The organism is Luteibacter anthropi (genome assembly GCF_011759365.1).
GTDB classification, from domain to species: Bacteria; Pseudomonadota; Gammaproteobacteria; order Xanthomonadales; family Rhodanobacteraceae; genus Luteibacter; species Luteibacter anthropi.
On the sequence record NZ_JAARLZ010000001.1, the window covers coordinates 576,134 to 601,936 of the forward strand.

At 64.3% G+C, this 25,803-nt stretch carries 19 protein-coding genes; 12 read left to right on the forward strand and 7 right to left on the reverse strand.

The window, feature by feature from the left end; translation table 11 throughout:
* Positions 1-9: 9 nt before the first annotated feature.
* Positions 10-417: a DUF4156 domain-containing protein gene (locus HBF25_RS02455; protein WP_166946207.1), complete on the forward strand. Its 408-nt coding sequence runs from the start codon at positions 10-12 to the stop codon at positions 415-417.
* Between the two features lie 9 nt (positions 418-426).
* Here HBF25_RS02455 and HBF25_RS02460 read toward each other — a convergent pair whose 3' ends face one another.
* Positions 427-1,338: a LysR family transcriptional regulator gene (locus tag HBF25_RS02460; RefSeq protein WP_166946450.1), complete on the reverse strand. Its 912-nt coding sequence runs from the start codon at positions 1,336-1,338 to the stop codon at positions 427-429.
* A 115-nt stretch (positions 1,339-1,453) separates the two neighbouring features.
* On the opposite strand from HBF25_RS02460, the gene HBF25_RS02465 reads away from it, so the two are divergent.
* The 7 genes from HBF25_RS02465 to HBF25_RS02495 all read left to right on the forward strand — a co-directional run bounded on the left by HBF25_RS02465 (position 1,454) and on the right by HBF25_RS02495 (position 10,471).
* Positions 1,454-2,194: an SDR family oxidoreductase gene (locus tag HBF25_RS02465; protein WP_166946209.1), complete on the forward strand. Its 741-nt coding sequence runs from the start codon at positions 1,454-1,456 to the stop codon at positions 2,192-2,194.
* Between the two features lie 29 nt (positions 2,195-2,223).
* Positions 2,224-3,120, forward strand: a complete 897-nt coding sequence (locus HBF25_RS02470; RefSeq protein WP_166946211.1) for an SDR family oxidoreductase — start codon at positions 2,224-2,226, stop codon at positions 3,118-3,120.
* A 502-nt stretch (positions 3,121-3,622) separates the two neighbouring features.
* A complete protein-coding gene (locus HBF25_RS02475) occupies positions 3,623-6,412 on the forward strand; it encodes a TonB-dependent receptor plug domain-containing protein (RefSeq protein WP_166946213.1) in 2,790 nt (929 codons plus the stop codon).
* A gap of 206 nt (positions 6,413-6,618) precedes the next feature.
* Positions 6,619-7,110, forward strand: coding sequence for a MarR family winged helix-turn-helix transcriptional regulator (locus HBF25_RS02480; RefSeq protein WP_166946215.1), 492 nt, complete (start codon positions 6,619-6,621; stop codon positions 7,108-7,110).
* Positions 7,111-7,123: 13 nt separating this feature from the next.
* A complete protein-coding gene (locus HBF25_RS02485) occupies positions 7,124-9,250 on the forward strand; it encodes an FUSC family protein (RefSeq protein ID WP_166946217.1) in 2,127 nt (708 codons plus the stop codon).
* Positions 9,240-9,437, forward strand: a complete 198-nt coding sequence (locus tag HBF25_RS02490) for a DUF1656 domain-containing protein (protein WP_166946219.1) — start codon at positions 9,240-9,242, stop codon at positions 9,435-9,437. Before HBF25_RS02485 ends, HBF25_RS02490 begins: the two co-directional genes overlap by 11 nt.
* A gap of 11 nt (positions 9,438-9,448) precedes the next feature.
* Positions 9,449-10,471 (forward strand): HlyD family secretion protein, encoded by a 1,023-nt coding sequence (locus HBF25_RS02495; RefSeq protein WP_166946221.1) that lies wholly within the window; start codon positions 9,449-9,451, stop codon positions 10,469-10,471.
* A gap of 105 nt (positions 10,472-10,576) precedes the next feature.
* Here the strand turns inward: HBF25_RS02495 and HBF25_RS02500 are convergent, their stop codons facing one another.
* On the reverse strand, positions 10,577-10,816 hold the full coding sequence (locus HBF25_RS02500; RefSeq protein WP_425483425.1) for a YdcH family protein: 240 nt from the start codon (positions 10,814-10,816) through the stop codon (positions 10,577-10,579).
* Between the two features lie 67 nt (positions 10,817-10,883).
* Here HBF25_RS02500 and ttcA point away from each other — a divergent pair, with 67 nt between their 5' ends.
* The 4 genes from ttcA (at position 10,884) to HBF25_RS02520 (ending at position 14,796) form a co-directional block, all read left to right on the forward strand.
* Positions 10,884-11,756 (forward strand): tRNA 2-thiocytidine(32) synthetase TtcA, encoded by an 873-nt coding sequence (gene ttcA, locus HBF25_RS02505; protein ID WP_166946223.1) that lies wholly within the window; start codon positions 10,884-10,886, stop codon positions 11,754-11,756.
* Positions 11,757-11,792: 36 nt separating this feature from the next.
* Entirely contained in the window at positions 11,793-12,980 is a 1,188-nt protein-coding gene (locus tag HBF25_RS02510; protein WP_166946225.1) for an amino acid aminotransferase, read from the forward strand.
* A 77-nt stretch (positions 12,981-13,057) separates the two neighbouring features.
* Positions 13,058-13,966, forward strand: a complete 909-nt coding sequence (locus HBF25_RS02515; RefSeq protein ID WP_166946227.1) for a recombination-associated protein RdgC — start codon at positions 13,058-13,060, stop codon at positions 13,964-13,966.
* A 62-nt stretch (positions 13,967-14,028) separates the two neighbouring features.
* Positions 14,029-14,796, forward strand: a complete 768-nt coding sequence (locus HBF25_RS02520) for a M48 family metallopeptidase (protein WP_166946229.1) — start codon at positions 14,029-14,031, stop codon at positions 14,794-14,796.
* Between the two features lie 338 nt (positions 14,797-15,134).
* Here HBF25_RS02520 and HBF25_RS02525 read toward each other — a convergent pair whose 3' ends face one another.
* The 5 genes from HBF25_RS02525 to ubiE all read right to left on the reverse strand — a co-directional run bounded on the left by HBF25_RS02525 (position 15,135) and on the right by ubiE (position 25,791).
* A complete protein-coding gene (locus tag HBF25_RS02525) occupies positions 15,135-16,130 on the reverse strand; it encodes an alpha/beta fold hydrolase (protein WP_243852965.1) in 996 nt (331 codons plus the stop codon).
* Positions 16,131-16,231: 101 nt separating this feature from the next.
* On the reverse strand, positions 16,232-18,082 hold the full coding sequence (locus HBF25_RS02530; RefSeq protein WP_166946230.1) for a M1 family metallopeptidase: 1,851 nt from the start codon (positions 18,080-18,082) through the stop codon (positions 16,232-16,234).
* A 96-nt stretch (positions 18,083-18,178) separates the two neighbouring features.
* A complete protein-coding gene (locus tag HBF25_RS02535) occupies positions 18,179-21,448 on the reverse strand; it encodes a hypothetical protein (protein WP_166946231.1) in 3,270 nt (1,089 codons plus the stop codon).
* 62 nt (positions 21,449-21,510) lie between these two features.
* A complete protein-coding gene (locus tag HBF25_RS02540) occupies positions 21,511-24,888 on the reverse strand; it encodes a dermonecrotic toxin domain-containing protein (protein WP_166946232.1) in 3,378 nt (1,125 codons plus the stop codon).
* 150 nt (positions 24,889-25,038) lie between these two features.
* On the reverse strand, positions 25,039-25,791 hold the full coding sequence (gene ubiE, locus HBF25_RS02545) for a bifunctional demethylmenaquinone methyltransferase/2-methoxy-6-polyprenyl-1,4-benzoquinol methylase UbiE (protein WP_243852966.1): 753 nt from the start codon (positions 25,789-25,791) through the stop codon (positions 25,039-25,041).
* Positions 25,792-25,803: the final 12 nt, after the last annotated feature.

Consider the following 25,803-nt stretch of genomic DNA (forward strand, 5'->3'; position numbering starts at 1 on the left):
GAGTTACCCATGCGCAAGGCCATCGTTCTCATCCTCCCTCTCGCCCTGTCGGCCTGCTCGTGGGGCATCAAACTCGACGACAGCGCACGCAACGTACGTACCGCGTGGAACGGCGACGTCTCGGGATGCCGGGAGCAGGGCAAGCTGTCGGTGTCGGTGATGAACCGCGTCGGCCCGGTCGATCGCAGCGACCTCAAGGTACGCGACGAACTGGAAGTGCTGGCCCGTAACGAAGCTGCGAAGATGGGTGCCGACACCGTGAAGCCCGCCGGCGAGCCGAACGAAGGCGCGCAGGACTGGATCGCCTACACCTGTGGTGCCCGTGCACCTTCCGCCGCAGCTCGCAGTGCACCCGCTCCGGCGCCGCAGAGCCCGGCACCTCAGGGTGGCTTCGAAACCGTTCCGCTCAAGAATTGACCGCGCTCGTCACGGCGGGCGGACACCCTGTTCCTCGCTCGTGTCGAATACCGACACCAGCCAGTCGATGAAGACGCGCACGCGCGGCGACAGCTGGCGACTGTGCGGATAAAGCACCGACACCGGTGACGGTGTCGGTGGATAGTCAGGCAGCAGACGCATAAGGCGACCCTCTGCGAGATAACCCGCCACGTGGTACAGCGGCACCTGCACGATGCCCAGGCCCAGCAGCGCCAGGTCCGTGTTGGTCTCCGCGCCGGTCACCGTTACGGTGGACGGCAGCGTGACGTAGCGCACCTCGCCATCCACCATGAACTCCAGCGGGATCATCGCGCCCGTGGCCGATGACAGGAAGCCGATGGCCTGATGGCCCTGCAGGTCATCGGGCGATGACGGCTGGCCATGGCGTTCCACATAGGCCGGGCTGGCGCAGGTCACTTCCTCCAGCATCGCGATGCGCCGGGCCACCATCGTGCTGTCGCCCAGCTCACCCACGCGCAATACGCAGTCCACCCCCTCCCGCACGAGGTCGACCCAGCGATCGCCTTCGCCGATGTGCATCCGCAGGCCGGGGTAGAGGGCGAGAAAATCCGGCAGCGCGGGCAGTACGAACGTGCGCGCCAGGATGCCGTGCATGTCTACGCGCAGGAGACCCGTGGGTCGCGCATCGACGAAGGCGGCTTCGGCGTCCTCCACGTCGGAGAGGATCGTCACGCAGCGGCGGTGATACGCCTCGCCATCCAGGGTGGGGCTGACCTGGCGCGTCGTCCGCTGCAACAGGCGCACACCCAGCCGGGTCTCCAGTCGCTTGATGGCCTGGGTAGCGGTGGAGCGCGGCAGGTTCAGGTCCGAAGCTGCCAGGGTGAAGCTGCGCCGTTCCACGATCCGGACGAACAGGCGCATGGTCTCGAAGCGATCCAGGCTCATATTGTTCCATCCGAAGGAATAGTGAAGCCAAATCTAAGGGGATTATCCGGAAGTTGGCAACGGCCATGCTTTCCCTGCCCGGCAATGGTGCCGGTACCGGAGCCTCCCCATGAACGAGCAAACCCAGAAGGTCGCCATCGTCACCGGCGCATCCCGCGGCATCGGCGCCGCCGTTGCCTCACGCCTTGCGAAGGATGGCTTCACCGTCGTCGTCAACTACGCCGGCAATTCACAGGCGGCCGAGGCCGTGGTGCGTGGTATCGAGGCCGGCGGCGGTCGTGCCATCACGGCACAGGCCGATGTTGCCAGCCCGGCCGATGTGCGTCGTCTTTTCGATACGGTGGAAGAGGTTTACGGCGGCGTCGATGTGCTCGTGAACAATGCCGGTGTCATGGCGCTTTCGCCCGTGGCGGACCTGAGCGACGAAGACCTGGACCGCCTGCTCGGCGTGAACGTGAAGGGCAGCTACTACACGATGCGCGAGGCGGCGAAGCGCCTGCGCCAGGGTGGCCGCATCGTGAACTTCTCGTCCAGCGTCGTCGCCTTGCTGCAACCGGGCTATGCGCCTTACGCCGCGACCAAGGCGGCCATCGAGGCCACCACCATGGTGCTGGCTCGCGAGCTGCGCGGTCGTGGCATCACCGTGAACGCGATCGCACCGGGGCCGACCGGCACCGAGCTGTTCTTCACGGGCAAGTCCGACGAGCTGATTGATCGCCTGGCGAAGCTCTCGCCGCTGGAGCGCCTGGGCACCCCGGATGACATCGCCGCCGCCGTCGCTTTCCTTGTCGGCCCGGACGGCAGCTGGATCAACGGCCAGGTGCTGCGCGCCAACGGCGGCGTGATCTGACCGCGCTCTTTTCCTGGAGACCTCATGCCATGAAACAAGTCATTCTGATCACTGGTGCGTCCAGCGGCTTTGGCCTGCTTACCGCCCGTGCGCTCGCCGAAGCCGGGCATACCGTCTACGCCAGCATGCGTGACCTTGCCGGCACCAACGCCGGCCGGTCGCAGGAGGTGCTGGCCGAGGCGAAGGAGCGCGGTATCGACCTGCGCACCGTCGAACTCGACGTCACCTCGGAAGCATCGGCCGAAAGCGCCATCAGCACGGTAATGGCGCGCGACGGACGTCTGGATGTCCTGATCCATAACGCTGGACATATGGTATTCGGCCCGGCGGAAGCCTTCACCGCCGAACAGTACGCCCGGCTTTACGACGTGAATGTACTCGGCACCCAGCGGGTGAATCGCGCGGCGTTGCCGGTGATGCGCAAGCAGGGCCGGGGCCTGTTGGTCTGGGTGTCCAGCAGCAGTACCCGCGGCGGCACTCCTCCTTTCCTGGCGCCGTACTTTGCCGCCAAGGCTGCCATGGATTCGCTGGCCGTAACCTACGCAGGCGAACTGACCCGCTGGGGCATCGAGACGTCGATCATGGTGCCGGGGGCCTTCACCAAGGGAACCAATCATTTCCTTCATGCAGGCAAGCCGGATGACCCGCTACGTGTCGCCGCTTATCTCGATGGCCCGTACGCGGGCGTTCCGGACCAGGTGCTGGCCGGTCTTTCCGCACTGGAGCCGGCCGATGCCGACGCCTCGGAAGTAGCCCGGAAGATCGTCGAGGTGGTGGATATGCCCTTCGGCAAGCGCCCCTTCCGCGTACACGTCGATCCGTCGCAGGACGGGGCCGAGATCGTGAACGGCGTGGCCGACAGGGTACGCAGGGAGTTGTTCTATCGTGCGGGTATCGACGACCTGCTCGTTCCTGCCGGAACCTGACTAGCGATTTTCACGCGTTAAGGCCTGTTTGCGAACATTTTTCGCAAACAGGTCGTGAATTCGATAATACGGTTTATATCCATGGAATGGATAAATACGAAAGCGCTGACGCAGGTTTCAGCAAATAAGTCAGAAGTAATGGTTGCGCCACGTCTTGTTGGCTAGCGTTCATATAAGTGAATGGCATATGCCGATATTGCGAAACCGGGGAGCGAAAGAAATCGCAATATCATGCGCTTATGGATCGATACACATATATATTTCAAGGCGTTGCAATATCAAGTTATTGCGAGAAATTTCCACTTTCACTTAATACTTGTTCCAGACCCGCAAAATTGGATGGTTGTGTTAACTGCTTGTAAATCGAAGGTGATGCTGGAAGACTCGAATACAAGACGAGGTATTCCCCATCTGTGACCTCGTTATTACCAGCGTTCTTCAGCCAACCTGATCATCGTATCGGGCCAGCTCACTTCGTCCAGAATTCAGGGTAAGGGTCATCATGAAACGCAATCAGCTCGCCGGCGCCTTGGCCGCGTTGCTCCTGGCTCCCGTTGCAAGTAGCGCGTGGGCGCAGTCCGCCGACAACGCCAACCAGCAGGACACAAAGACCAACCCGCAAAACCTGCAGACCATCACGGTCACGGGTTCGGCGATTCCGCGTATCGACACTGAAACCGCCTCGCCGGTGACCACGATCTCCGCCAAGGACATCGCCCGCAGCGGTTACACCACGATCACCGACGTGGTGCGCTCGATTTCTGCCGACAACAGCGGCTCGATTCCCAACAGCTTCACCAATGGTTTCGCGGCCGGCTCCTCCGGCGTGGCCCTGCGCGGCCTGACGGTCAACTCCACCCTGGTGCTGATCGACGGCCATCGCGCGGCCAACTACGCCGTGGCGGACGACGGCCAGCGCTCGTTCGTCGACCTGAATACGATCCCGCTCGCTGCGGTCGATCGCATCGAAGTGCTGAAGGACGGCGCCTCGTCGCTGTACGGCGCCGATGCCATCGCCGGCGTGGTCAACGTCATCCTCAAGCCGGGCTATCAAGGCGTGGAAGCATCCGCTGATGTGGGCAACTCCGCACACGGTGGCGGCTTCACCCGCAAGGGAACCTTCCTGGCCGGCGGCGGCGACCTGAACAAGGACGGCTACAACGTCTACTTCAGCGCGCAGTACCAGGAAGACAATTCCATCAGTGCGGGAGACCGTGGTTTCCCGTACAACACGGCTGACCTCAGCCGCATCGGTGGTCCAAACCTCCAGGCCGGTCAGCCTTCGCAGAGTTCCGGTTCGATCTATGGCTCCGTTACGCCTGGCACGCTTGGTACGCTGGGTGATGTCACCACGGGTGTCGCGAACCCGGGGGCGACTTCCAGCATCCTGCAGGGTGGCTGCGGCGCCAAGGGTACGCAGACTACCGACAGCACCGGCACGTATTGCCAGCAGAACATGGTTTCGCAGTACGGCCAGATCCAGGCCAAGATGAAGCAGGGCGGCGCTTATGGCCGGTTGACGCTGAAGATCAACGATACGACCAAGGCATACGTGTCGCTCAGCTACATGGAAACCAAGACCTATGCGGTCAACGGCCCGGCACAGATCCAGAACTCCACGCCGAACAACACCAACAACATCGCCCTGCCGGTCTACCTGAGTGACGGCGTCACCCTCAACCCGAACAACCCGTTCGCGGGAGCCGGCCAGGCTGCCCTGCTGAACTATGCTTTCGGCGACATTCCGCGTGGCACCAACTACGACAACCACAACCTGCGCATCGTCGGCGACATCGCGGGCACCTGGGGCGAGTGGAATTACGACGCAGCGCTGATCTTCAACCACACCAGCCTCGACACCCAGCAGTACGGCTACATCAACTACAACGCCCTGATCAACTCGATCAACAACGGCACCTACAACTTCATCAATCCCTCGCTGAACAGCGCTGCCGTTCGCAGCATGCTGGCGCCGGGCTACAACAAGACGTCCACGTCGGACCTCAACGCGCTGGATCTCTCCGCCAACCGTGCCCTGTTCGACCTGCCGGGCGGCTCGTTCGGCATGGCAACCGGCGTGCAGCTGCGTCATGAAGCGCAGGCCGATCCCACGCTGAACCCGGACAACGAATTCCAGGGCCTGGGCAATGCCCAGACCAACGGCAGCCGCAACGTCGCGGGTGCCTACCTCGAATTCGACGCACCGCTGCTGACCTCGTTGGAAGCCGACCTGTCCGGTCGCGTCGATCACTACTCCGATATCGGCACCGAATTCGCGCCCAAGCTGGGCCTGAAGTGGAAGCCGCTGGACTGGCTGGCCGTGCGTGGCACGTTCTCCAAGGGCGTGCGCGCTCCGAGCTTCTCGGAAAACGGTTCCAGCTCGAGCGAAGGCTTCACCAGCTACAGCCCGCCGCCGGATTTCGCCGCGGCGCACGGCAACAACGGCTACGTGCAGACCTACCAGCTGGCGCAGTTCACCGACGCCAACAAGAACATCAAGCCGGAGCGTGCCAAGAGCTACACGCTGGGCCTGGTGCTGCAGCCGACCAGCTGGCTGAATGCATCGTTCGACTACTATCACATCAAGAAGACCGATGTGATCACGCCGACCAGCCCGAATGCGATCCTGGCCGCCTACTACGCGGGTCAGCCGCTGCCGGAAGGTACCCAGGTCATCGCCGACAAGCCCGATCCGGAAAACCCGAACGCGCTGGCACGCCCGATCGAAGTGATCGGCAGCTATATCAACGCCAACTCGCTGAAGACCGACGGCCTCGACGTCGACCTGCAGGCGCACTTCACGTTCGCCAATGGCATCCAGTACATCTCCGAGTTCAACGGCACGGACATCTTCAGCTGGAAGCTGAAGCTGCCTGACGGCACCACGCAGTCGTTCGCCGGCACGCATGGTCCGTACAACCTGTCGTCGGGTGCGGGTACGCCGAGGTACCGTGAGTCGTGGGCGAACACCATGATCTGGCACGACCTCACGCTGACCGGCACGCTGTACCACACCAGTGGCCTGAAGAACACGGCGCCCGATGTCTACGGCACCGAGTGCATTCCGGATGGCTACGACAGCTGCCACGTGGGCTCGTTCACCGAGCTGAACCTCACCGGCAGCTACCAGTTCACGCCGCGCATCTCGGTCACCGCGTCCATCATGAACGCGCTGGACCGCAAGGCTCCGCTGGACGTCGCCAACTACGCGGCCGTCAACTACAACCCCACCTATGCGCAGGACGGCGCCATCGGCCGGTTCTACAACCTGGGTGTGAAGGTCAAGCTGTAAGCCTGACCCCAACGCTGGAACATGAATGGCGCGCCGCAAGGCGCGCCATTTTTTTTGCCCTGTAGGAGCGCGCCTCGCGCGCGACCGGGACTGCCCCGCCGCCCCGGTCGCGCGCAAGGCGCGCTCCTACAGGAAAGTTAGTACACCTATTGATATTTCAGAATTAAAATATATATTTGTGAGGGAAGCCATCCCGGACCCCTCCCATGAGCGATTTCGCCCCCACCGAAGCCCGCCTTCAGGTCACCCGCACCAAATACCCGGCCTTTCCGCGCCAGCCGGCGGCCCTGGTGCGCCTGGTGAAGCACCTGTTCAAGGAAATGAGCGACCAGGCCAACGCCACGCTGCGGGCCTACGGGATCAACCATCCCGAGTACAACATCCTGATGATGCTGTACGGCTCGACGGACAACGCCCTGCATCCCTCCCAGCTGGCCGATGCGGCGGGTGAGAAGTCGGCGAACGTCACCCGGCTGACCACCCAGCTCTGCGACAAGGGCTTTATCGCCCGCTCGGGTAGCGAGGACGACCGCCGCAAGGTCACCCTTACCCTCACCCCGGAAGGCATCGCGCTGATCGAGAGCTTCATGCCCGAGATCATCACGTTGCTTCACCGGCAGACGCGTAACCTGTCCGAGACCGAGCAGGGGCAGCTGGAGACCCTGCTCAAGAAGATGCTGGCCGGCTTCGGGGAATGAGCGAGCGCTCGTCATGTCGACCGTGAACCCTACCAACGCCGCTCCCCCCTTCCGTCAGGTGCTCGCCGAGAGCCTGCGCGAAGAGGCATCGGTGTGGCTGTTCGTCGTCAAGACGCTGATCTCGTTCTTCGCGGCCGGCTGGCTGGCCATGCGCTTCGACCTGCCGGCACCATCTACGGCGATGCTGACCACGATCATCGTGGCCAACCGCCAGTCGGGCATGGTGCTGGCGAAGAGCTTCTACCGCACCATCGGCACCCTGGCCGGGGCGACGGCCGCGATCGGCATCGTGGCGTCCTTTCCCCAGCAGCGTGACCTCTTCCTGGTGGCGCTGTCACTGTGGATCGGCCTGTGTGCGGGCGGTGCCACGCTGTATCGCAACTTCAAGTCCTACGCCTTCGTGCTGGCCGGCTATACGGCGGCCATCGTGGCGGTACCGGTGATCGACAATCCGCCAGGCGTGTTCGATTCCGCCGTGGCACGTATCAGCGAGGTATTGCTGGGCCTGCTGGTGAGCGGCGTGGTCAACGACGTGGTGTTTCCCAGCCGCATGCGCGATGTGCTTCGCCGTGCGGCACGCGACCAGTTCGCGCACTTCGTGGGTTTCGTGCGTGACAGTACGGAGGGTGCCATTCCCCGCGATGCGATGGAAAAAGCCCACCTTCGCTTCGTGCGCGCGGCGGTAACGCTGGAAGACCTGCGCAGCTCGGTGATCTTCGAGGATGCCGAGGCACGTGCGCGAAGCAACCACATGCGCCTTTTCAACCAGCGTTTCATGGCAGCATCCACCAGCTTCCAGTCGTTGCATCACCTCATCAACCGCCTGAAGCGTGCTAAGCGGACGCGCACGGCGGATACGCTGATAAAGCTTTACGCCCCACTGGGCGAGGCCTTGCATGCGCCGATCGATGCCGGTCTTGCCGCGCGCGTGCTGTTGCCGCGAATCGTTACGGCGCGCGATGCCATGCGTCGCCAGGCCGCCGAGTTGCGCACGACGCTCGACGATCCGCAGGATCTGCGTGATTTCGATACGGGTGCTTCGTTGCTCGGCCGCTTTGCCGAGGAGCTGCATGCCTACGTGGACGCGGCGGCCTCGTTGCAATCGCCGCGTGTCATTGGCGGCTCCGCTGAACGCGTGAGCTTCGACCGGGGTAACGATTTCATCGGTGCGAGCATCGCCACCTTCCGTACTACGCTGACGATGCTGGTGCTCGGTGCGTTCTGGATCGAAAGCGCATGGCCCATGGGGGCAAGCGCCATGCTGCTGGCGACGATCTTTGCGGGCCTGTTCGCCACCACGCCGAATCCCACGCGGGTAACCTGGCTGGTCATGCTTGGTTATCTCGCGGGCATGGTGGCGGGCTTTGTCTGCCTGTTCTTCGTGCTGACGCAGGTGGATGGCTATGGCCTGCTCATCATCGGCGTGGCGCCGTTCCTGGCCATCGGACTCGTGATGATGATGACGCCGAGCCTGGCCTCGATCGGCCTGGGCTGGGCGATGGGTTTCGCCTACATCCTCGCGCTGAAGAATGTGCAGACCTATGACCCGGCGCACTTCATCAACGACGCCATTGCCCAGGTCATCGGCCTGGGTGCGGCGGCGGCATCCTTCGTGGTGATTCCGCCGGCCATCGGCAGTGCGTGGCTGCGTCGTCGCCAGCTGGCCCGTCTGCGTTCCCAGGTGGCGCTGGCTGCCGAAGCGCCGTTGCCGGGTCTTCGCCATCGCTTTGAAAGCGTGAACCACGATCTTGTCAGCCAGGTCGTGGCGCAGACCCAGCCGGGCAGCGCCGATTCACGCGCGCTCATTGCATGGGCGCTGGCGGTGCACGAGACCGGCCGTGCGCTGATCGAACTGCGTCACGACATGGGGCGTCGCGACGTGCCCGGCACCCTGCGTCCCTACCTCGACGAAGCACTGCACACGCTCGCGCGCTTCTACGAGAAACCCGATGCACCCGGTTATCTGCTCGCGCGCGATGCCGTGGCCACGGCCATCGCCAGCGTCGGCGAGCACCAGGGCGAGGGTTACCTGCTCGAACACCTTCATCTGGTCCGGCTGGCGTTGCTCGATGGCGAATCCGTGCTCGCCGCGTACATGCCGACCGCCCCGCTCACCAAGGACATCGCCCATGCCTCGTGAAATCGCCCTCGGCGACGCCCTCGTTCCGGGGCTGCTCGTCCTTTTCGTCCTGTCGTTGCTGCTGCTCTGGCTGCTGGATGCGGTCGCCGGCCGTTTCGGTCTGTACCGGCTGGTCTGGCATCCGCCGTTGTTTCGCCTGGCCGTCTTCGTCTGTGTCTTCGGCGCCTTCGCGCTGTTCCTGATCTGAGTGATATCGCCATGAAACTCGCCACCGTCGTCCGCTTCGCCGTCACCGCGGTCATCGTCGTCATCGCTGCCTTCGTCGGCCATGCGTTGTGGAAGCACTACATGTATTCGCCATGGACACGCGATGGCCGCGTGCGTGCGGAGATCGTACGCATCGCGCCCGATGTCGCCGGCCTGGTCACCGATGTACGCGTGGTGGACAACCAGACGGTAAAGAAGGGCGACCTGCTTTTCGTGGTGGATCGCGCACGCTACGAGAACGCCGTGGCCCAGGCCCAGGCCAACCTCAATGCGGCCGAAGCCTCGGCGCGTGCCTCGGGCGCCAACATCAACGCGGCCAGCGCCAGCGCCCAGCAGAGCCGGTCCAACTACGAGATGTACGAGGCGCAGTCGGAGCGTCGCCAGAAGCTCATCAACAACGTGATCTCGGCCGAAGACAAGGCCAACGCCCAGGCCGCCGCCAACGCCGCCAAGGCCGGCTGGCAGGCCGCGCAGGCCAGCACCCGCCAGGCCTCCGCCGCGCAGGAGCAGGCCCTTGCCGCCGTAGCCCAGGCCCAGGTCGAACTGGCCGCCGCGCAGCTCAACCTCGACCGCACGGAAGTGCGGGCACCGGTGGATGGCTACGTCACCAACCTCGACGTGCGCGTGGGCGATTACGCCAGCGCGGGCAGCGCACGACTGGCCCTGATCGACAGCCACTCCTACTGGATCTACGGCTATTTCGAGGAAACCAAGTTGCCGGGCCTGCGCGTGGGTGACGCGGTGGATATCCGCCTGATGAGCGGCGGCGTGCGCTTGCAGGGCCGAGTGGAAAGCATCGCCCGCGGCATTACCGATGCAGACAACCCCACGGGCAGCGACCTGTTGGCCTCGGTGAACCCCACCTTCAACTGGGTGCGCCTGGCGCAGCGCGTACCGGTGCGCGTGAAGATCGACACCGACCACCTGCCGGCCGGTACGGTGCTGGCTGCGGGCATGACAGCCACCCTGGTAGTGCACCCGTCAGGCCCCACCAACCAGCTGGCGGAACGCTGAACCAACCATGTAGGAGCGCGCCTGCGCGCGACCGGGACGGGTGGCTCCGTACGGGTCGCGCGCAGGCGCGCTCCTACATACGGTATCGCCCGGGACCGGCTCCGCTCAGGCGTCCAGGTCCGGGATGAGACGGCTCTCGATGCGTGAGATGGCGTCCTTCAGCTGGAGCTTGCGCTTTTTCATGCGGGTGAGCTGGAGCTCGTCGCGGCTGATGGTTTCGACAAGTTGCTCGATGGCCGAGTCGAGCTGGCGATGCTCGACTTTCAGCTCGGCGAGCATGCGGTTGAGTTCGGTCGGGTCCTGAACCTGCATGGCGAAAGGCCGGGCGAAGGGGGAAAGGTGCAAGTCTACCTCCCGGCGCGGCGGCCCGCAGCGGCTACAATAGGGGGCCGCCCGTCTCAAAGCCCGCCCGATGTCCGCCTCCCCCGAAACCGCCCGCAAGCAGACCTACGAAGCCGCCAAGCTGGCCAAGCGCCTGCGCCGGCAGGTGGGCCAGGCCATCGCCGATTTCGGGATGATCGAGGACGGCGACAAGGTGATGGTGTGCCTGTCGGGCGGCAAGGATTCCTACACGATGCTCGATATCCTGCTTTCGTTGCAGGCCAAGGCGCCCGTGCGCTTCGAGATCGTGGCGGTCAACCTCGACCAGAAGCAGCCCGACTTTCCGGAACACGTGCTGCCGGAGTACCTCACGGCGCGCGGCGTACCGTTCCACATCATCGAACAGGACACCTACAGCGTCGTGACCCGCGTGATCCCGCAGGGCAAGACGATGTGCAGCCTGTGCTCGCGGATGCGCCGTGGCGCGCTCTACCAGTGGGCCGCCGCCAACGGCATCACGAAGATCGCCCTGGGCCATCATCGCGACGACATCCTGGGTACCTTCTTCCTGAACATGTTCTATCAGGGCAGCCTGAAGGCCATGCCGCCGAAGCTGCTTTCGGACGACGGCCGTCACGTGGTGATCCGCCCGCTGGCCTACTGCCACGAGGACGACATTGCCGCGTTCGCCGAGGCCAGGGCCTTTCCCATCATCCCCTGCAACCTCTGCGGCTCGCAGGAAAACCTCCAGCGCAAGGTGGTGAAGCGGATGATGGTGGAATGGGAAAAGAACCATCCCGGCCGCAGTGAGACGATCTTCCGCGCCCTGGGCAACGTGGCGCCGTCGCAGCTGGCCGATCGCGGCCTGTTCGACTTCGCCAGCCTGGGCGCACGCGAAGGTGCGGCACGCGCCGACGCGCACGAATGGCTTTCCGGTGGCGACACCGGTGACGACAACGACTGATCCTTCCACCTTTAGACGCTTCAAGGCCTGCCGATCATGACTCTCTTTTCCTCCGTGGAACTCGCCCCGCGCGATCCGATCCTTGGCCTCAACGAAGCCTATGGCGCCGATACCCGCGCCGATAAGGTCAATCTCGGCGTCGGCGTGTACTACGACGCCAACGGCCGTCTCCCGCTTCTGAAAGCGGTGCAGCAGGTCGAGGACGAACGCGTGAAGGCCCACCTCCCGCGCGGCTACCTGCCCATCGACGGCATCGCGCTCTACAACGCCGGCGTGCAGAAACTGCTGTTCGGCGCCGCCTCGCCGCTGCTGGAAGAGCGCCGCGTGGTCACCGCCCAGGCCCTCGGCGGCACGGGCGCGCTGAAGGTCGGCGCCGATTTTCTCAAGCGTCTGAATCCGGACGTGCCGGTCGCCATCAGCACGCCCAGCTGGGAAAACCACCGTGCCCTGTTCGAATCGGCCGGCTTCCAGGTGGTGGAATACCCGTACTACGACGCGGCCACGCACGGCCTCAACCTCGACGGCATGCTTGATGCCCTGGGCAAGCTGCCCAGGGGCGCCGTCGTCGTGCTGCACGCCTGCTGCCATAACCCCACGGGCGTGGATCTCGCCACGGCCGACTGGAAGCGCGTGATCGACATCGTGCGCGAGCGCGGCCTCGTGCCCTTCCTCGACATTGCCTACCAGGGCTTCGGCGACGGCATCGAGGAAGACGCCACCGCCGTGCGCCAGTTCGCCGAAGCGGGCGTGGCGTTCTTCGTCGCCAGCTCGTTCTCGAAGTCGTTCTCGCTGTACGGCGAGCGCGTTGGTGCGCTGTCCATCGTCACCGGTTCGCACGACGAAGCCGTGCGCGTGCAGTCACAGCTGAAGCGCATCATCCGCACCAACTACTCGAACCCGCCCACGCATGGCGGTTCCATCGTGTCTGCCGTGCTCAACCACGACGAACTGCGCAAGGTGTGGGAAGACGAGCTGGGCGGCATGCGCCAGCGCATCCGTCAGATGCGCAGCGGCCTCGTGCAGCGCCTGGCAAAGGTGGGCGATTTCAGCTTCATCCAGACCCAGCGCGGCATGTTCTCGTACTCCGGCCTGTCGGCCGCGCAGGTGGATCGCCTGCGTGAGGAGTTCGGCATCTATGCCGTGAGCACGGGGCGCATCTGCGTGGCCGCGCTGAACGACGGCAACATCGATCGCGTCGCCGACGCGATCGCCAAGGTCGTCTGACCGTTTAGACTGGACCGTTCGCCGGCGGGCGCCTCGCGCCCGCCACGGCCCTTCATTCGCCAGAGAATCCCTGATACATGTTCTTTCGCAATCTCACGCTGTTCCGCTTTTCCGCTACCGTTTCCGACGACCTCGAACGCCTCGACGAAGCCCTGCCCGAACACCGCCTGCGCCCCGTGGGGCCCATGGAGCTGTCCACGCGTGGCTTCGTGTCGCCGCTGGGTCGCAACGACGAGGCGCTGACGCACAGCGTGGGGCGCAACACGATGGTCACCGTGGGTAGCGAGGATAAGCTCCTGCCTTCGTCCGTCGTGAACGACGAGCTGGCCAATCGCGTGCAGAAGATCGTGGACGAGGAAGGCCGCAAGGTCAGCGGCCGCGAACGCAAGCGCATGAAAGACGACGTCATGAACGAGCTGCTGCCGCGTGCCTTCGTGCGCAGCTCCCGCATGCGCGCCTACGCCGACAAGAAGAATGGCTGGCTGGTGCTCGACACCTCCAGTCGCAAGTCGGCTGAGAATACGTTGAGCCAGGTTCGCGAGGCGCTGGGCAGCTTCCCGGCCGTGCCGCTGGCACCGGAAGAATCCCCCCGCATCCTGATGACCCACTGGGTCGCCTCGGGCGACCTGCCGGGTGGCCTGGCGCTGGGCGACGAATGTGAACTGCGTGATCCGGCCACGGCCTCGGGCGCCATTGCGCGCTGCCGCCGCCAAGATCTCGACACCGATGAGATTCGCGAGCATCTGCGCACGGGAAAACAGGTCTTCCAGCTTGGTTTGGTCTTCGATGACCGCATCTCCTTCGTACTTGGCGAAGACCTGATCCTGCGTAAAATCAAGTTCACCGACGTCGTGCTGGATGAACAGGCCGACAGCCCCGAATCCGCCGCGGCCGAGATGGACGCGAACTTCTCCCTCATGGCCCTCGAATACGAGCGCCTGCTGGGCAAGCTGGAAGAGTGGTTCAAACTGCCGCGTCCGGAGTAAGCGTCGCAGTCGGTGACACGGGTGGATGGGATGTTCGTCGGGATACGCACGAGAACCGGCACATGGCATCAGACGATAGCGAGTGGCTTGAGCTCTCCACCCCCACCGGCGGCACCATCCGGGTGCTGAAGGCGGCGCATCCGCGTGCGCGTCGCCTTCGCCTCACGGTAACGCCCAAGGGCGCGAGGCTCACCTATCCCAACGGCACCCACCCGGCGCAGATGACGGCCTTCCTGCGCCATCACGCCGACTGGCTGGAGCAGAAGCTCGGCGAATTCCATATGGATTCGGCGCCGCTGCCGCGTCTGCGCGTGGGCGTGCCAGCCACGTTCCCTTTCCGTGGCGAGGACATCACGCTGGACTGGGCCGAGGGGCCTTATCCGAAGGTCGAGGCGCACGAAGGTGGGCTCACGCTCATGATTCCCGGCCCGCACAGCCGGGCCTTGCTGGTTGCGCGTGGCCTGCTGGCGAGTCACTTCGAGGCGCAGATCCGCCGCGATGTGTCGCGCTGGCTGCCGGCCTATATTCCGCAGATCAATGCGGCGCCCACGGCGTTGCGCATCCGCCCGTTGAAGAGCCTGTGGGGAAGCCTGGATACGCGTGATCGCATCAACCTGGATCTCGCGCTGGCGCTCGCACCGCCCGCAGCGCTGCGCTACGTGCTGGTTCACGAGCTTTGTCACCTCAAGGTGCGCAATCACTCGCCACGTTTCTGGCATTGGGTGGAAAACCTGATGCCCGATCACAAGGAGCAGCGTACGTGGCTGCGGGCGCATGGCAGCGAGCTGAAGATGCAGCTGGATAGGCTGGTGGCCGACGTGGCGGATTGACGGCGGCAGGCTTTTGCAGGGGATGCCATATCCGGTCGCGCGCAAGGCGCGCTCCTACAAGGCCCCGATTACCTCACCACTGCAGGAACGCGCCCCACGCGCGACGGTCCCGCGACCACGCCACAACAAACACGCTCCCTTGTAGGAGCGCGCCTCGCGCGCGACAGGCCCCCGCGACCAAACCACAACAAACACGCTCCCCTGTAGGAGCGCGCCTCGCGCGCGACAGGCCCCGCGACCAAACCACAACAAACACGCTTCCCTTGTAGGAGCGCGCCTGCGCGCGACCGTTCATGCCGAAACGTAAAAAAGAGGGCGCCAAAGGCGCCCCCTCTTCGTCAATGCGCCAGCGCAAAACTGCTCAACACCCGCGCCGTTTCTTCAGGCTTCTCCAGCATCGGCATATGCCCGCAACCGCTGAGCACCGTGGCACCAATGGCCGGTGCACTCTTCAACCCGCTACGCAGCGTATCCAGTGCCGACACGTCGATCAGCTTGTCGTCATGGCACCAAAGACCCAGCACCGGCATGTTGAGCTTGCCGATCACCGGATCGAGCGCAAAGGCCTGCTCCGGACGCTTCAGCTCATCGAACGTACGCGCGATGAAATCGTGATCCTTGCGGTTACGCGCCAAGAGCGCGTCTTCCACGCGGCCCGGAAGGTGCGGCGGCTTCAGGAAAGTCAGCGCAAGGATGGCTTCCAGATCGGCACGGTTTTCCATCAGGAACGGATTCTTGCCTGCCTTCACCTCACGGGTGAAATCGTTGTCCTTGAAGGTCAGCCCCAGGGAGCTGACCAGCGCCAGGCTGGCGACGCGCTGCGGATGCTGCTCGGCGTAGACACCTGCGATGGCACCCCCCATGGACTGGCCCACCAGCATGAAACGCTGCGCGCCCACGGCGGCCACGAAATTCTCCAGGCGCGTGGCCTGGGCGGGGATGCCGTAATCGCCACCGGCATTGCGCGAGGATTCGCCCCAGCCCGGCAGGTCGGGAACGATCACGTGGAAATGGCTACCGAGGCTCTTCACCATTTCCAGCCATACTTCCTTGTTCGATGCGAAGCCGTGCAGCAGCACGATGGTGGGGCCTTCACCGCCTTCGTAATACGACCAGGTGGTGTCGCCGGCAACGACGGTCTTCTTCTCCACATGCGCCTGCATGGCCAGGCGTGCGGCATCGGCCTTCAGCAGAAGCTGTGGGGCAAACAGGTAGACCAGGCCCGCGCCGACACCCAGCACGAGCGCCACGACGACGAGGAACTTCAACCGGCGCAGGAGCAGGCGCTGCCAGAGGGGACGCGAGCTGGTGGAGAGGGTAGGGGTCTTGGCCATGGATTGGGGAGATCCGGATATGTGACGCCCCGCAAGATGCGGGGCGCGGGCTCAGGATGCAAGCCTTGCGGGGGCCCTGAGAGCCCCCGCAGGTTCCTGCGTCACTTCTTCTTCGAGGTGCCGGCGAGAATGCGCTCGACCGCCTGCTGGGTCAGCGGGTGGTAGCCGCTCTTTGCCTTGGCGTAGACGTCCTTGGCGTACGCGAGGCCTTCCGGCGTGCGGGCGAAGGCGCGGTAGATCGGCATGGACAGGTACATGCGGCCGATGCGGGTGATGTGCTCGGCGGCGGCCGTCCACACGTCCTTGTCGCCTGCGGCGATGGCGTGGCTGTACCAGCGCATGCCGATTTCCGCGTTCGGCGTGCCGGTGAGGTGCCAGGCGGCGTCGATGGCCCTGATGCGGTCCAGCGGGGTCACGTCAGGCAGGCGATCGAGGAAGTACATCCATTCCTGCGTATTCCAGCCCTTGGCATCGAGCTTTGCCGCATCGAGCTTGCCGGCGAGGAAGTCGGTGCGTTCCTTGTCGATGGCATCGAAGCGCGGCGACGTCGGCAGCGGCGCATCCTTCGGGATGCCCGGCTGCCAGATCCACTGACGCGCCTCGGCTTCGCTCATCTTGCCCGGGTACTTGTCGAGCAGATTGGCCTTCATGTAAGCGAACATCGTTTCCGTGTCGATGCTCTGGAAGGCGAAGTGCGCGAAATAGCCCTTCAGGTAAGTGTCGAACGTGTCGCGGCCGAAACGCTGTTCCAGCGTGCGCAGGAACCACGAACCCTTGTCATAGGCCACGGACGACAGCGAATCGTCGGCGCCTACGCCGTGCGGCTCCGGCGCCAGTTTCTGCGAATTGGCCGGGATGTCGCCGATGGTCTTCTGCAGCTCGCGTGCGGAAAGCAGGGCTTCCTCGTCGGCCTGCACCTTGCCGTACACGGCCTCGGTGATGCGGCCCTGCACGTAGGTGGTGAAGCCTTCGTTCAACCAGATGTCGCGCCAGGCAGCGCTGGTGACGAGGTTGCCCGACCACGAGTGCGCCAGTTCGTGCGACACCAGCGAAACGAGGCTCTTGTCGCCCACCAGTACCGTCGGCGTGGCGAAGGTCATGTTCGGGTTTTCCATGCCACCGAACGGAAATGACGGCGGCAGCACGAGCAGGTCGTAGCGACCCCAGGCATAGGGGCCGTAAAGTTTTTCCGTGGTGGCGATGAGCTTTTCGGTGTCCTCGAACTCGTGGGCCGCCTTGCCGACGACACTCGGTTCCGCATACACGGCACTGCGCGGGCCGGTTTCCTTCACCGCGATATCGCCCGCGGCGATCGCGAGCAGATAGGAGGGAATCGGGTGCGGCTGGTCGAAGGTGAAGCTGCCATCCAGCGGATGCTTTGCATCGTTGATGGCGCTCATCACCACGCGGATGTCCTTCGGCGCCGTCACATGGGCATCGTAGGTGAAGCGAACGGCCGGCGAATCCTGCAGAGGCACCCACGAACGCGCGTGGATGGACTCGGACTGCGAGAACATGAAGGGCTGCTTCTTGTCGGCGGTCTGTTCCGGTGTGAGCCACTGCAGGCCCGATGCTTCGGGCACCGTGACATAGGTGATGCGCACGCTGGCCGGGTGCGAGGGGGCGTCGATGGTGAGCTTCGAGCCCAGTTCCTTGTCGCGCGGCGCCAGGGCGAATTTCAGCGGCGACGCCTTGCCCGCGGCATCCAGGCTCTCCACCGAGGCGATCTTCAGGTCGCGGGTATCGAGGACCAGGGACTTCGCCTTGCCGTCCTTCCAGTCGAGCTTCAGCGTGGCGTTGCCGGCCAGCTCGCGCTTGCCGAAGTCCAGCTTCAGGTCGAGGTCGAGGTGGGTGACCTTCACCACCTCCGGCTGGGCGTAGGAATGCGGGTCGGCGGCGAAAGCCACGACGGGGAAGGCCATGGTGATGGCGGCAAAGGGAAGAAGGCGCATGGAGCTTTTCCACAAGACAGGAAGGTCCCAGTATGCCACCGTCGGCAGGCCGGGTCCTTCCGGGACAGGCTGGCGCGCCGGCCCGTCCCGGATGGCTCAAGGAAGATCGGCTGGCAGAGCCGGATCAGGTAGCCTGTCGACGAGCGTGAATTGTCCACGCCTCATCTCGAACAGTCCTCCGGTCCTGGGCCTCAGGATGTACTGGTGGGCATTGCCAACCACTTCCAGCAGCTGCATGCTCCCTCGCGGCGTGGCTTGTTGCCCGAGGACATCGCGCACGTTGACCTGGACGGCAAAGGCGGAGGATCGGTCGAAACGACGCAGGGCACTACCCGCCGAAATGGCGGCATCCGTCGCCTGCGGAGGCACCGTCGTAACCCGGATGCCGACGACACCATGCCCTTGCGATTCGCCGATGAAGGCGCCCCATGCATTTCGCCCGACATCCTGGCGACGGCTGGCTGTGCGGACGAACGGACTTCTGTAAACGGGATGCTCGCCGTAGAACCAGACCTTCTCCGGAAGTGCTTCATCCGGTACGCGCCGGAACCGGCCATGGATAAACGGCCGTTCGGCCAGCGAGGTGCGTAACGTCTGCTCCGCCGTGGCCCAGGCACGCTCGACGCGGATGCGTTGTTCGGTGCTGATTCGTCGCAGCGGCGGCAGGCCGACCAGTTCCCTGCTCATCTGGTGGTTGACCATCTGCCGTTCGACAAGGTCGGGAAACTCCCTTTCGATCTGCGCCAGATACTCCTGATAAAGGTTGACGTCTCGCCGGCCACCCACACTCGCCGCGATCTCGGTGGATGCCACGGGTTCTGCCGCCGGGCCACCGGCACGCTGTGCCTGCCATCGGGCATGATGAAATCGATGGACCGCAGTCACCGACCTCATGTCGAGCGGCTGCGACATGTCGGCACTGACCGTGCCCTGGGCCTTGTCATAGTGCGCCGTATACAGCCTGCCTTCGATAGCCATCGCGGTCCGCCCATCGATGGCATACACCCCCTGTGGATGCTGGATCGCCTTTACCGGCACGCTGGCCCGGCGTGCCGGAACAGCACCGACGACATGCGTCGTCAGCCCGAGGCCGCCCGCCGCGCGGAAGAACGCCGTGCCAACCGACCTCGGGGCTGCAGCGAGCAGGGTTGCAGGAGGGCTGGCTGCTCCCAGGGCAGACGCGTAGGCGCCGGCGATGTCGGCCAGCGCATCGACGTAGTTACCCTCCCGCACGTGGTCGTAGGCATGCCACGCGGCAGGAGCTACATGAAATGGCGCCGTGACCGCTCCCATCACCACACGACCAACGAGTTGCTCCGCAGGACGCCTGTGCAGCAGGTCAATCATTCGCCGGGTATCGGCTTCACGCGTGCTGGTCGTCAGAAGGCGGGCGTCGCGCTGGACGAGATCGATCGCCACGTCGTGATTCGCCTCAAGGATGTCGGTCTGGATGTCCCTTGAAATGAAGGAGAATTCCATGGGTGTGTAGCCATCCGGCTCGCCACTGCCGAAAACCCAGTCGGTGCGACGATTCGACTTGAAGCGGCGTACGTGTCCGTTCTCCGGTACCTCGGAAAACTCAAGGGGAAGGCGTTCCAGCAGATATCCGGCGAATGCCGGATGGCGGAAGAACAATCGCTGGGCTTCTCCTGCATTGGCGAACTCACGAAAAACCACGCCGTCAGGTGCGTCAGGTGTGTAGTAGACCAGCGACGACATCAGTTCGACCGGATGAAATGGTGGTATCTGCTTCCATCCGATTTCCATGATGTCCCGAACGGGTACTCCATGGTAGGTCACCTGGCGTGCGGCCACATCCATATGGTGGACCTGACGCCTGTGCAATGCCGCCGGCGAATCGAGCACGGCTTGCGTCCACAACCAGCCCCGCTGGGAAAGCCCGTGATGCCTGCCTTCATCGGACTGCGCCAGGAAGCCGGTGACACGGGCGTCGACCGCATCCAGGCGCATGCGTGCCAGCTGGAGGTCGATGACGGTATCCCTGTATGCCGTACCGGCCTCGCCATGGCGTCGTGCGGACTCGACGAGGTCGGGATATCGCGTATGCAGGTCCAGCGTGCGGACGATGCCGCGAAGGGTGGTGTCATCGAGTGCCGGCAATAGTTGACCGTGGCTGTCACGCGCGGTGAATCGTCCCAGGCCGGGGGCCTCGGCATTGGCATAGGCCAGATCAAGCAGATTCGTGTGCAGCGCCGGCGGGCCTTCCAGGAGGGCCTGCAAGGAATCCAGGCGTGCAGCAGGGTCGCTGGTGCGGTCCAGCGTCAGCTGGATGTCGCGGGGGTCTTCATCGATACCCATGGTGCCGAGGATCGATCCAAGCATATCGGCCGCGTATTGATGCAGTGACGGTAGTGGATCGCTGACCAGGGCCGAGCGTTGCGCAACCACGGCGCGCAACGTCGCGGCATATTCGTCGGCCGCCTTCAGCCATGCGGACCGCACGCCGTCCACATCGCGGAAAGCGGCGACATCGTCGGCAGGAAGCCTGTCGAGACGGTCCTGTGTCATATGCCGGAGCAGAAGAGCCTCCCGAACGATCAGGATGGCGCTCGTGTCGAACAGGTCGTGCAGACGCGTCGCATCAGCCACTCGTTCTTTCAATCGCAGGTCACGCCCTTGCACCGATCGCTCGAGTGCGTACTCGAGCCACGCCTGCTGCAGTTTTTCCCGCTGCATGCCGATGAAGCGGCCCACCATGGCTTCAAGAGGCGACCCGGTGACAGGGCGCGACCCGACTGCGGGAAAATCGCCGAGGGTGTCGATATCCTTCTTTGCCAGGCCCGGCAGGTCATCGCGCCACGCGAGGGTCCTGCGCGCCCAACGGTCGATGAAATCGTAGGCTTTGTCGATATTGTCGAAGCGGTCCCAACCCCGGTCGGCACTGAACACAACGACAAGATCGGGATGGCGATCGTCGAAGGCGATGAGCATGCCGGCGTGGACCGCATCGCCAAAGCGCACATCGTGTACCTGGATATGCGGAGGCGGAATGGTATCCGTGACGGTAAACGCCCGGATGAGATCGAGCGCCGCGTCGTCCAGGCTGCCATCCTGATGGCGCAATACCGCCACGCCTGTCATCACGGTGGCGAGCTTGTCGGCCAGGGCAGTATTGCGCGGGCTCTTCCGGCCCGGTGCCCGGTCAATCGTCTCGTCCCAGTACGCATGCAAGGCGGTGAGATAGGTTTCACGGTCGGTATGGTCCGGTGTATCGCGAAGCGCCGGCAGCGCCTGTTGCTGCTCCGAGAGCCACAGGCCAGTCTCTTGGATCCGGCGATAGGCATCCACCGCTGCCTGCTCGGTACTTTGGGTGATAGAGGGAGGGGTAGAGGGCGTCGCGTCCATGATGGCTTTCCTTGCGAGAGACGTGTAACGACGGGTTCGGGGCGATACACCAGATGTGTGCATCAGGGTGTCGGCCACCGCTGAACGGTGAAATGACCCAGGAAGGTCACGGTGGCCTCGGGACCGGTGTTGTTCAGCGGACGCACCACGAGTGCCGTGCTCCCTGGTGGGGAGGGGCGCAACACCTCAAATGGCGTTGCCGAATGGGGCCAGCCGGCGCGCACCTGTGCCAGGTCGATGCGTACCCATGTACCGGCCACCGAACCAAGTCGCAGAGATGGCGCGTTTCCCCTTGCATGCGGCATCCAGGCCGACGGTGTGCCGGCGATGTTGCCCAGGGGTGTTTCCGGTGGAAGGGTCAGCAGCGGGACGCCTTCGACTTGGCCCTGCATCAGGCGGCTCTGCCGCAGGGGCAGGATGCCTGTGCCGTTCCATAGTTCTGCCGTCAACGGTGACGAATAGTAGTAAGCGGTATCGGGCCACTCGTTCATGGGCACGCGCTGCATACCGGGTGGCACGTTCGCCGGTTCGGCAGGGGGTCTGGATGGGGTGGCGGTCGATGTTCCCTGCGCCGGCGAGCCGGCTGCCGGGCGCGATGGGCCGGGGCGCGGGACGGTGAGCGGCGGGGACTCGGGCTGTACCACCTGCGGAGCCACTGCGGTGCCGTCGGGGGGGCTACGGCGGCCTGTCCGGGCGTATCGGACGGCCCGATCCCACAGCGCGTACTCCACGGGCGAGATCCGTGGGACATGGCCCCGGGCATGCACGACACCGAGTTCCCGGAAGATGCGATTGGCCGAAACCGGTACGTTGCTCTGCAGCCAGTCGCGCAATCTCAATACCTGCTCGAACGTCATCGTTCGCAGATGGGGTACGAGCCGTGAGCGCATCCGCAGCCAATGACTCACGGTCGTCATGTTGTAGGGCGTGCTGCGACCGCCTCCCCGCAGGCCGGTGCGCCGCAGGCCCCATTGGCTGGCGGTGAGTCGCTCGATGGCAGGCCCCGGAAAACGGGCGTCCGGGGCGGCGGGGCGGCTGAGGCGCCAGCTCTGGATCGAATGATCGAAACGCACGTGGTATGTCTTGCCCCCTTGCTGGATGTACTGCTTTCCAGCAAGAGCGAATACGCCATTTTCAGGCACCGGGCCGGACGGCAGTACGACATCCGGGGCCTGGTAGCGGCTTTCGAACAAGGTGTCGGGCCGGGCCGGCTTACGGCCGGCTACGGCCGACCGGTCATGACGTAGGGGCATGCGCATGGTGGCTACAGACAGTGACGCTGGTGCAGTCATGTAGAGGGGGACCACGTTCAGTGCTGCCGTATAAGCGGCCGTTGCATCGACGAAGGCTTGGGCGTGGTCGCCGGCCTTGATGTTGTCGTAGGCACGCCAGAGCGAGGGCATGATGCGAAACGGACTCTCCAGCAAGGGCGTCAGCATCAGGGACTGCGGTGTGACGAGATCGCCCACTCCCCCCGCCACGCGGCTCAAGCTGTCGATGTCCGCGAGGAACAGCGAGCGGGCATGCGTATGCGCATTGCGCTTTGCCAGCGACAGAGCCGTGTCGTAAAGCGTGTCGAAGATATCGGCGCTTACTTCGGTTTCGGTGAATGGCTCGGCGAACCTCGTGCACTCCCCACAGCTACCGCCACCCAGCGACCAGTGAGCGATGCGCGAGGTATCGGATACCGAGAAATGCCGGCCGTGTTGATCGACAGTGGCGAAATCATCTGGCAGGCGGTCGAGCAGATACGACTCGAACTGTGGCTTCAGCAGGAATTCCCTGGCCAGTTGCGCGCGATCTTCGAACTCACGCAGGGCGATGCCGTCGGGCGCCGCTGGCGTATACAACACCACGCGGGATACGGCACCGGCCTGGCGTACGCCGATGAGAAAGATATCCGCCAGCGGCGCGCCTCGATAGACCAGCTGGGCCACAACCAGTTCGTGCCCGCCAATTCTGGTGCGCCCCGTGGATGCGGGATGATCCGCGACGGCCTGTACCCATTGGAAAGCGCGTTCCTCGTGGTCGTCGATGAAACCACGTCGTGCGGACGGATCGTAGTAGCTCAGCCGGGCATCGGCAGCCTCCAGTCGGAGGCGGGCGCGGATGAGCTGGCCTGTAAGCGTGCGTAGAAGCCTGCCCTCAGGTGATGCGCCCATGATGGCATCAAGATGCAAGGCATACCGGTTGGGAAGATCGATACTGCGGACGATGTCGCGAATGGTGCTTGCGGAGATGTCGTGACGGGGTTGTCCGGAAGCATCGAGCACCGTAAGAAGCTCGGTCGGGAGCAGGCCTGTGTTGCGAAAGGCGAACTGGACAAGACTCTGGGTCGTTTGTGCGGGACCCTCGCTCAGGGTGGAGATGATGGCATCGGGCGTGAACGGGGCCCGTGTCGAACGAATGCGGATATCGTCGGGGGCGATCTCATACCCACGTTGCTGCAGGCCTTGCGCCAGCCATTCCCGTGCGACGTCCGCCATGGACGAGGGCTCGTCGAGCTGGCTGGTCTGGTGGTTCCACGCCGTGCGCCGCAAGGTGGCGTGGTAATCGCGGGCGGCCGTGCGCCAGGCATCGCGAATGGATCGTGGCGCCATGGCAAGACGTTCCTCGCTCGCATGTGCAACCAGATCGGCTTCCCGGCGTTCGACCATGGCGTGCAGGTCCAGAAGTTCATGCAGGTTGAGTCGTTCGTAAAGCGCATCGACCCGGCTGGCATCGTCCAGGCCTTCCAGTTGCCAGGTCGAACGCAGTCGTTCGTCGAAGCGCTCGATCAACCGCCCGGTCACCGCTTCGAAGGGGCGGGATAACAGCGGGGCGAGTTCGACGAAATGGCCGTCCAGCAGGGGTTCTATGCTCGCATTGTCGATACCCGGAAGTTCACCGGTTGCGGCCAGCGCTTCGCGCATCCGGCTTTCGACCGTAGTCAGCAATGCGTTTTCCGCTGCAAAGACCTCCCAGCCACCGTGCGTGGTGAAGAGCAGGCGCACGCCGGGCTGGCGTTCGTCGGCCAGCACGAGTGCCCCGGCATAAGTGGTTTCACCGATGCGCAGCGTGCTGGCATGCAGCGACGGCGGGATATCTCCCTGGGAGGCACGTATGAACTGGCGAATCACGTCGGCGAACGGAGGCGCCAGCGTGTCATCGAGCTGGCGCAGGATGGCGTCATCGAGCGCGGTGCTGGCGATCTTTGCAGCGAATGCGGCTCTGCGCCCGGTGGATTGTCCCGGGCTTTGTTCGACGGAGGTGGCCCAGAACTGTTCGAGTTCGCCCAGGAAATCTTCCAGCCGGCGTGTGCCATCGGGCGGCGCGGGCAGGGCGTTCTGCTGTTCGAGCAACCACAGCTGGGTGCTTGCAAGGCGTTGCACGGCATCCAGCGCAGGCTGGTCGGCAGGGGACACCAGGGCGGGGGGTACCTGCGGAGGGAGTGCGTCCAATGGGCTTTCCTTGGCGTTGGGAGGACGACCAAGGGTGGTGGGTAAGCCGGACCTTCACTATCCGCGCAGAGACACGCGGCATGGGGCCGCGTGCCGAAGCGAGGGGCGCTTTTTATCGCATCGAACGTCGGCGTCGGCCGACGCGCGCGCTCAGAGCTTGTAGCCCCGATGGATGGCGACGATGCCATCGGTGAGGTTGCGCACTTCGACATGACCGAAGCCCGCATGGATCATCATCCCCTTCAGTGTTTCCTGGTCCGGATGCTTGCGGATGGACTCGGCAAGATAGCGGTAGCTATCCGCATCGTTGGCGAACAGGCGTCCCAGGCGAGGAAGAATCTGGAACGAATGCATGTCGTAGAGCTTCGAGAGAAGCGGGCTGCGCACTTTCGAGAACTCGAGCACCAGCAGCCGACCGCCCGGCTTGAGGATGCGCTGCATGTCGGCAAGCGCTTTGTCCTTGTCCGTGACGTTGCGCAGGCCGAAGGCGATGGTGATGGCATCGAAGCTGTTGTCGGGGAAAGGTAGCGCCTCGGCGTTCATCTGTGCCCAGCGCAGGCCGGCCACCAGGCCACGGTCGGTCAGCCGGTCGCGGCCGACACCGAGCATGGCGGCATTGATGTCGCCCACCACCACTTCGCCTTCGTCGCCTACCACGGGCTTGAGCAGTGCGGCGATATCGCCCGTGCCGCCGGCGAGGTCGAGCACCCGGTCGCCCTTGCGTACACCGCTGACGGCCACGAAATGGCGCTTCCACAACCGGTGGACGCCGAACGACATGAGGTCATTCATCAGGTCGTAGCTGCGCGCGACCGAAGTGAACACCTGGCCGACGAGCTTCTGCTTGTCGGCCAGGGGGACATCACGGAAGCCGAAATGGGTGGTCTTTTCTTGGGTTGCCATGCCGGCCATGGT

Coding starts and splice junctions, on each gene's coding strand:
- HBF25_RS02455 (WP_166946207.1), top strand. CDS start 10: ATGCGCAAGGCCATCGTTCTCATCCTCCCTCTCGCCCTGTCGGCCTGC.
- ubiE (WP_243852966.1), bottom strand. CDS start 25,791: ATGGCAACCCAAGAAAAGACCACCCATTTCGGCTTCCGTGATGTCCCC.
- HBF25_RS02525 (WP_243852965.1), bottom strand. CDS start 16,130: ATGGCCAAGACCCCTACCCTCTCCACCAGCTCGCGTCCCCTCTGGCAG.
- HBF25_RS02465 (WP_166946209.1), top strand. CDS start 1,454: ATGAACGAGCAAACCCAGAAGGTCGCCATCGTCACCGGCGCATCCCGC.
- HBF25_RS02530 (WP_166946230.1), bottom strand. CDS start 18,082: ATGCGCCTTCTTCCCTTTGCCGCCATCACCATGGCCTTCCCCGTCGTG.
- HBF25_RS02480 (WP_166946215.1), top strand. CDS start 6,619: ATGAGCGATTTCGCCCCCACCGAAGCCCGCCTTCAGGTCACCCGCACC.
- HBF25_RS02485 (WP_166946217.1), top strand. CDS start 7,124: ATGTCGACCGTGAACCCTACCAACGCCGCTCCCCCCTTCCGTCAGGTG.
- HBF25_RS02535 (WP_166946231.1), bottom strand. CDS start 21,448: ATGGACGCGACGCCCTCTACCCCTCCCTCTATCACCCAAAGTACCGAG.
- HBF25_RS02475 (WP_166946213.1), top strand. CDS start 3,623: ATGAAACGCAATCAGCTCGCCGGCGCCTTGGCCGCGTTGCTCCTGGCT.
- HBF25_RS02470 (WP_166946211.1), top strand. CDS start 2,224: ATGAAACAAGTCATTCTGATCACTGGTGCGTCCAGCGGCTTTGGCCTG.
- ttcA (WP_166946223.1), top strand. CDS start 10,884: ATGTCCGCCTCCCCCGAAACCGCCCGCAAGCAGACCTACGAAGCCGCC.
- HBF25_RS02495 (WP_166946221.1), top strand. CDS start 9,449: ATGAAACTCGCCACCGTCGTCCGCTTCGCCGTCACCGCGGTCATCGTC.
- HBF25_RS02520 (WP_166946229.1), top strand. CDS start 14,029: ATGGCATCAGACGATAGCGAGTGGCTTGAGCTCTCCACCCCCACCGGC.
- HBF25_RS02490 (WP_166946219.1), top strand. CDS start 9,240: ATGCCTCGTGAAATCGCCCTCGGCGACGCCCTCGTTCCGGGGCTGCTC.
- HBF25_RS02515 (WP_166946227.1), top strand. CDS start 13,058: ATGTTCTTTCGCAATCTCACGCTGTTCCGCTTTTCCGCTACCGTTTCC.
- HBF25_RS02510 (WP_166946225.1), top strand. CDS start 11,793: ATGACTCTCTTTTCCTCCGTGGAACTCGCCCCGCGCGATCCGATCCTT.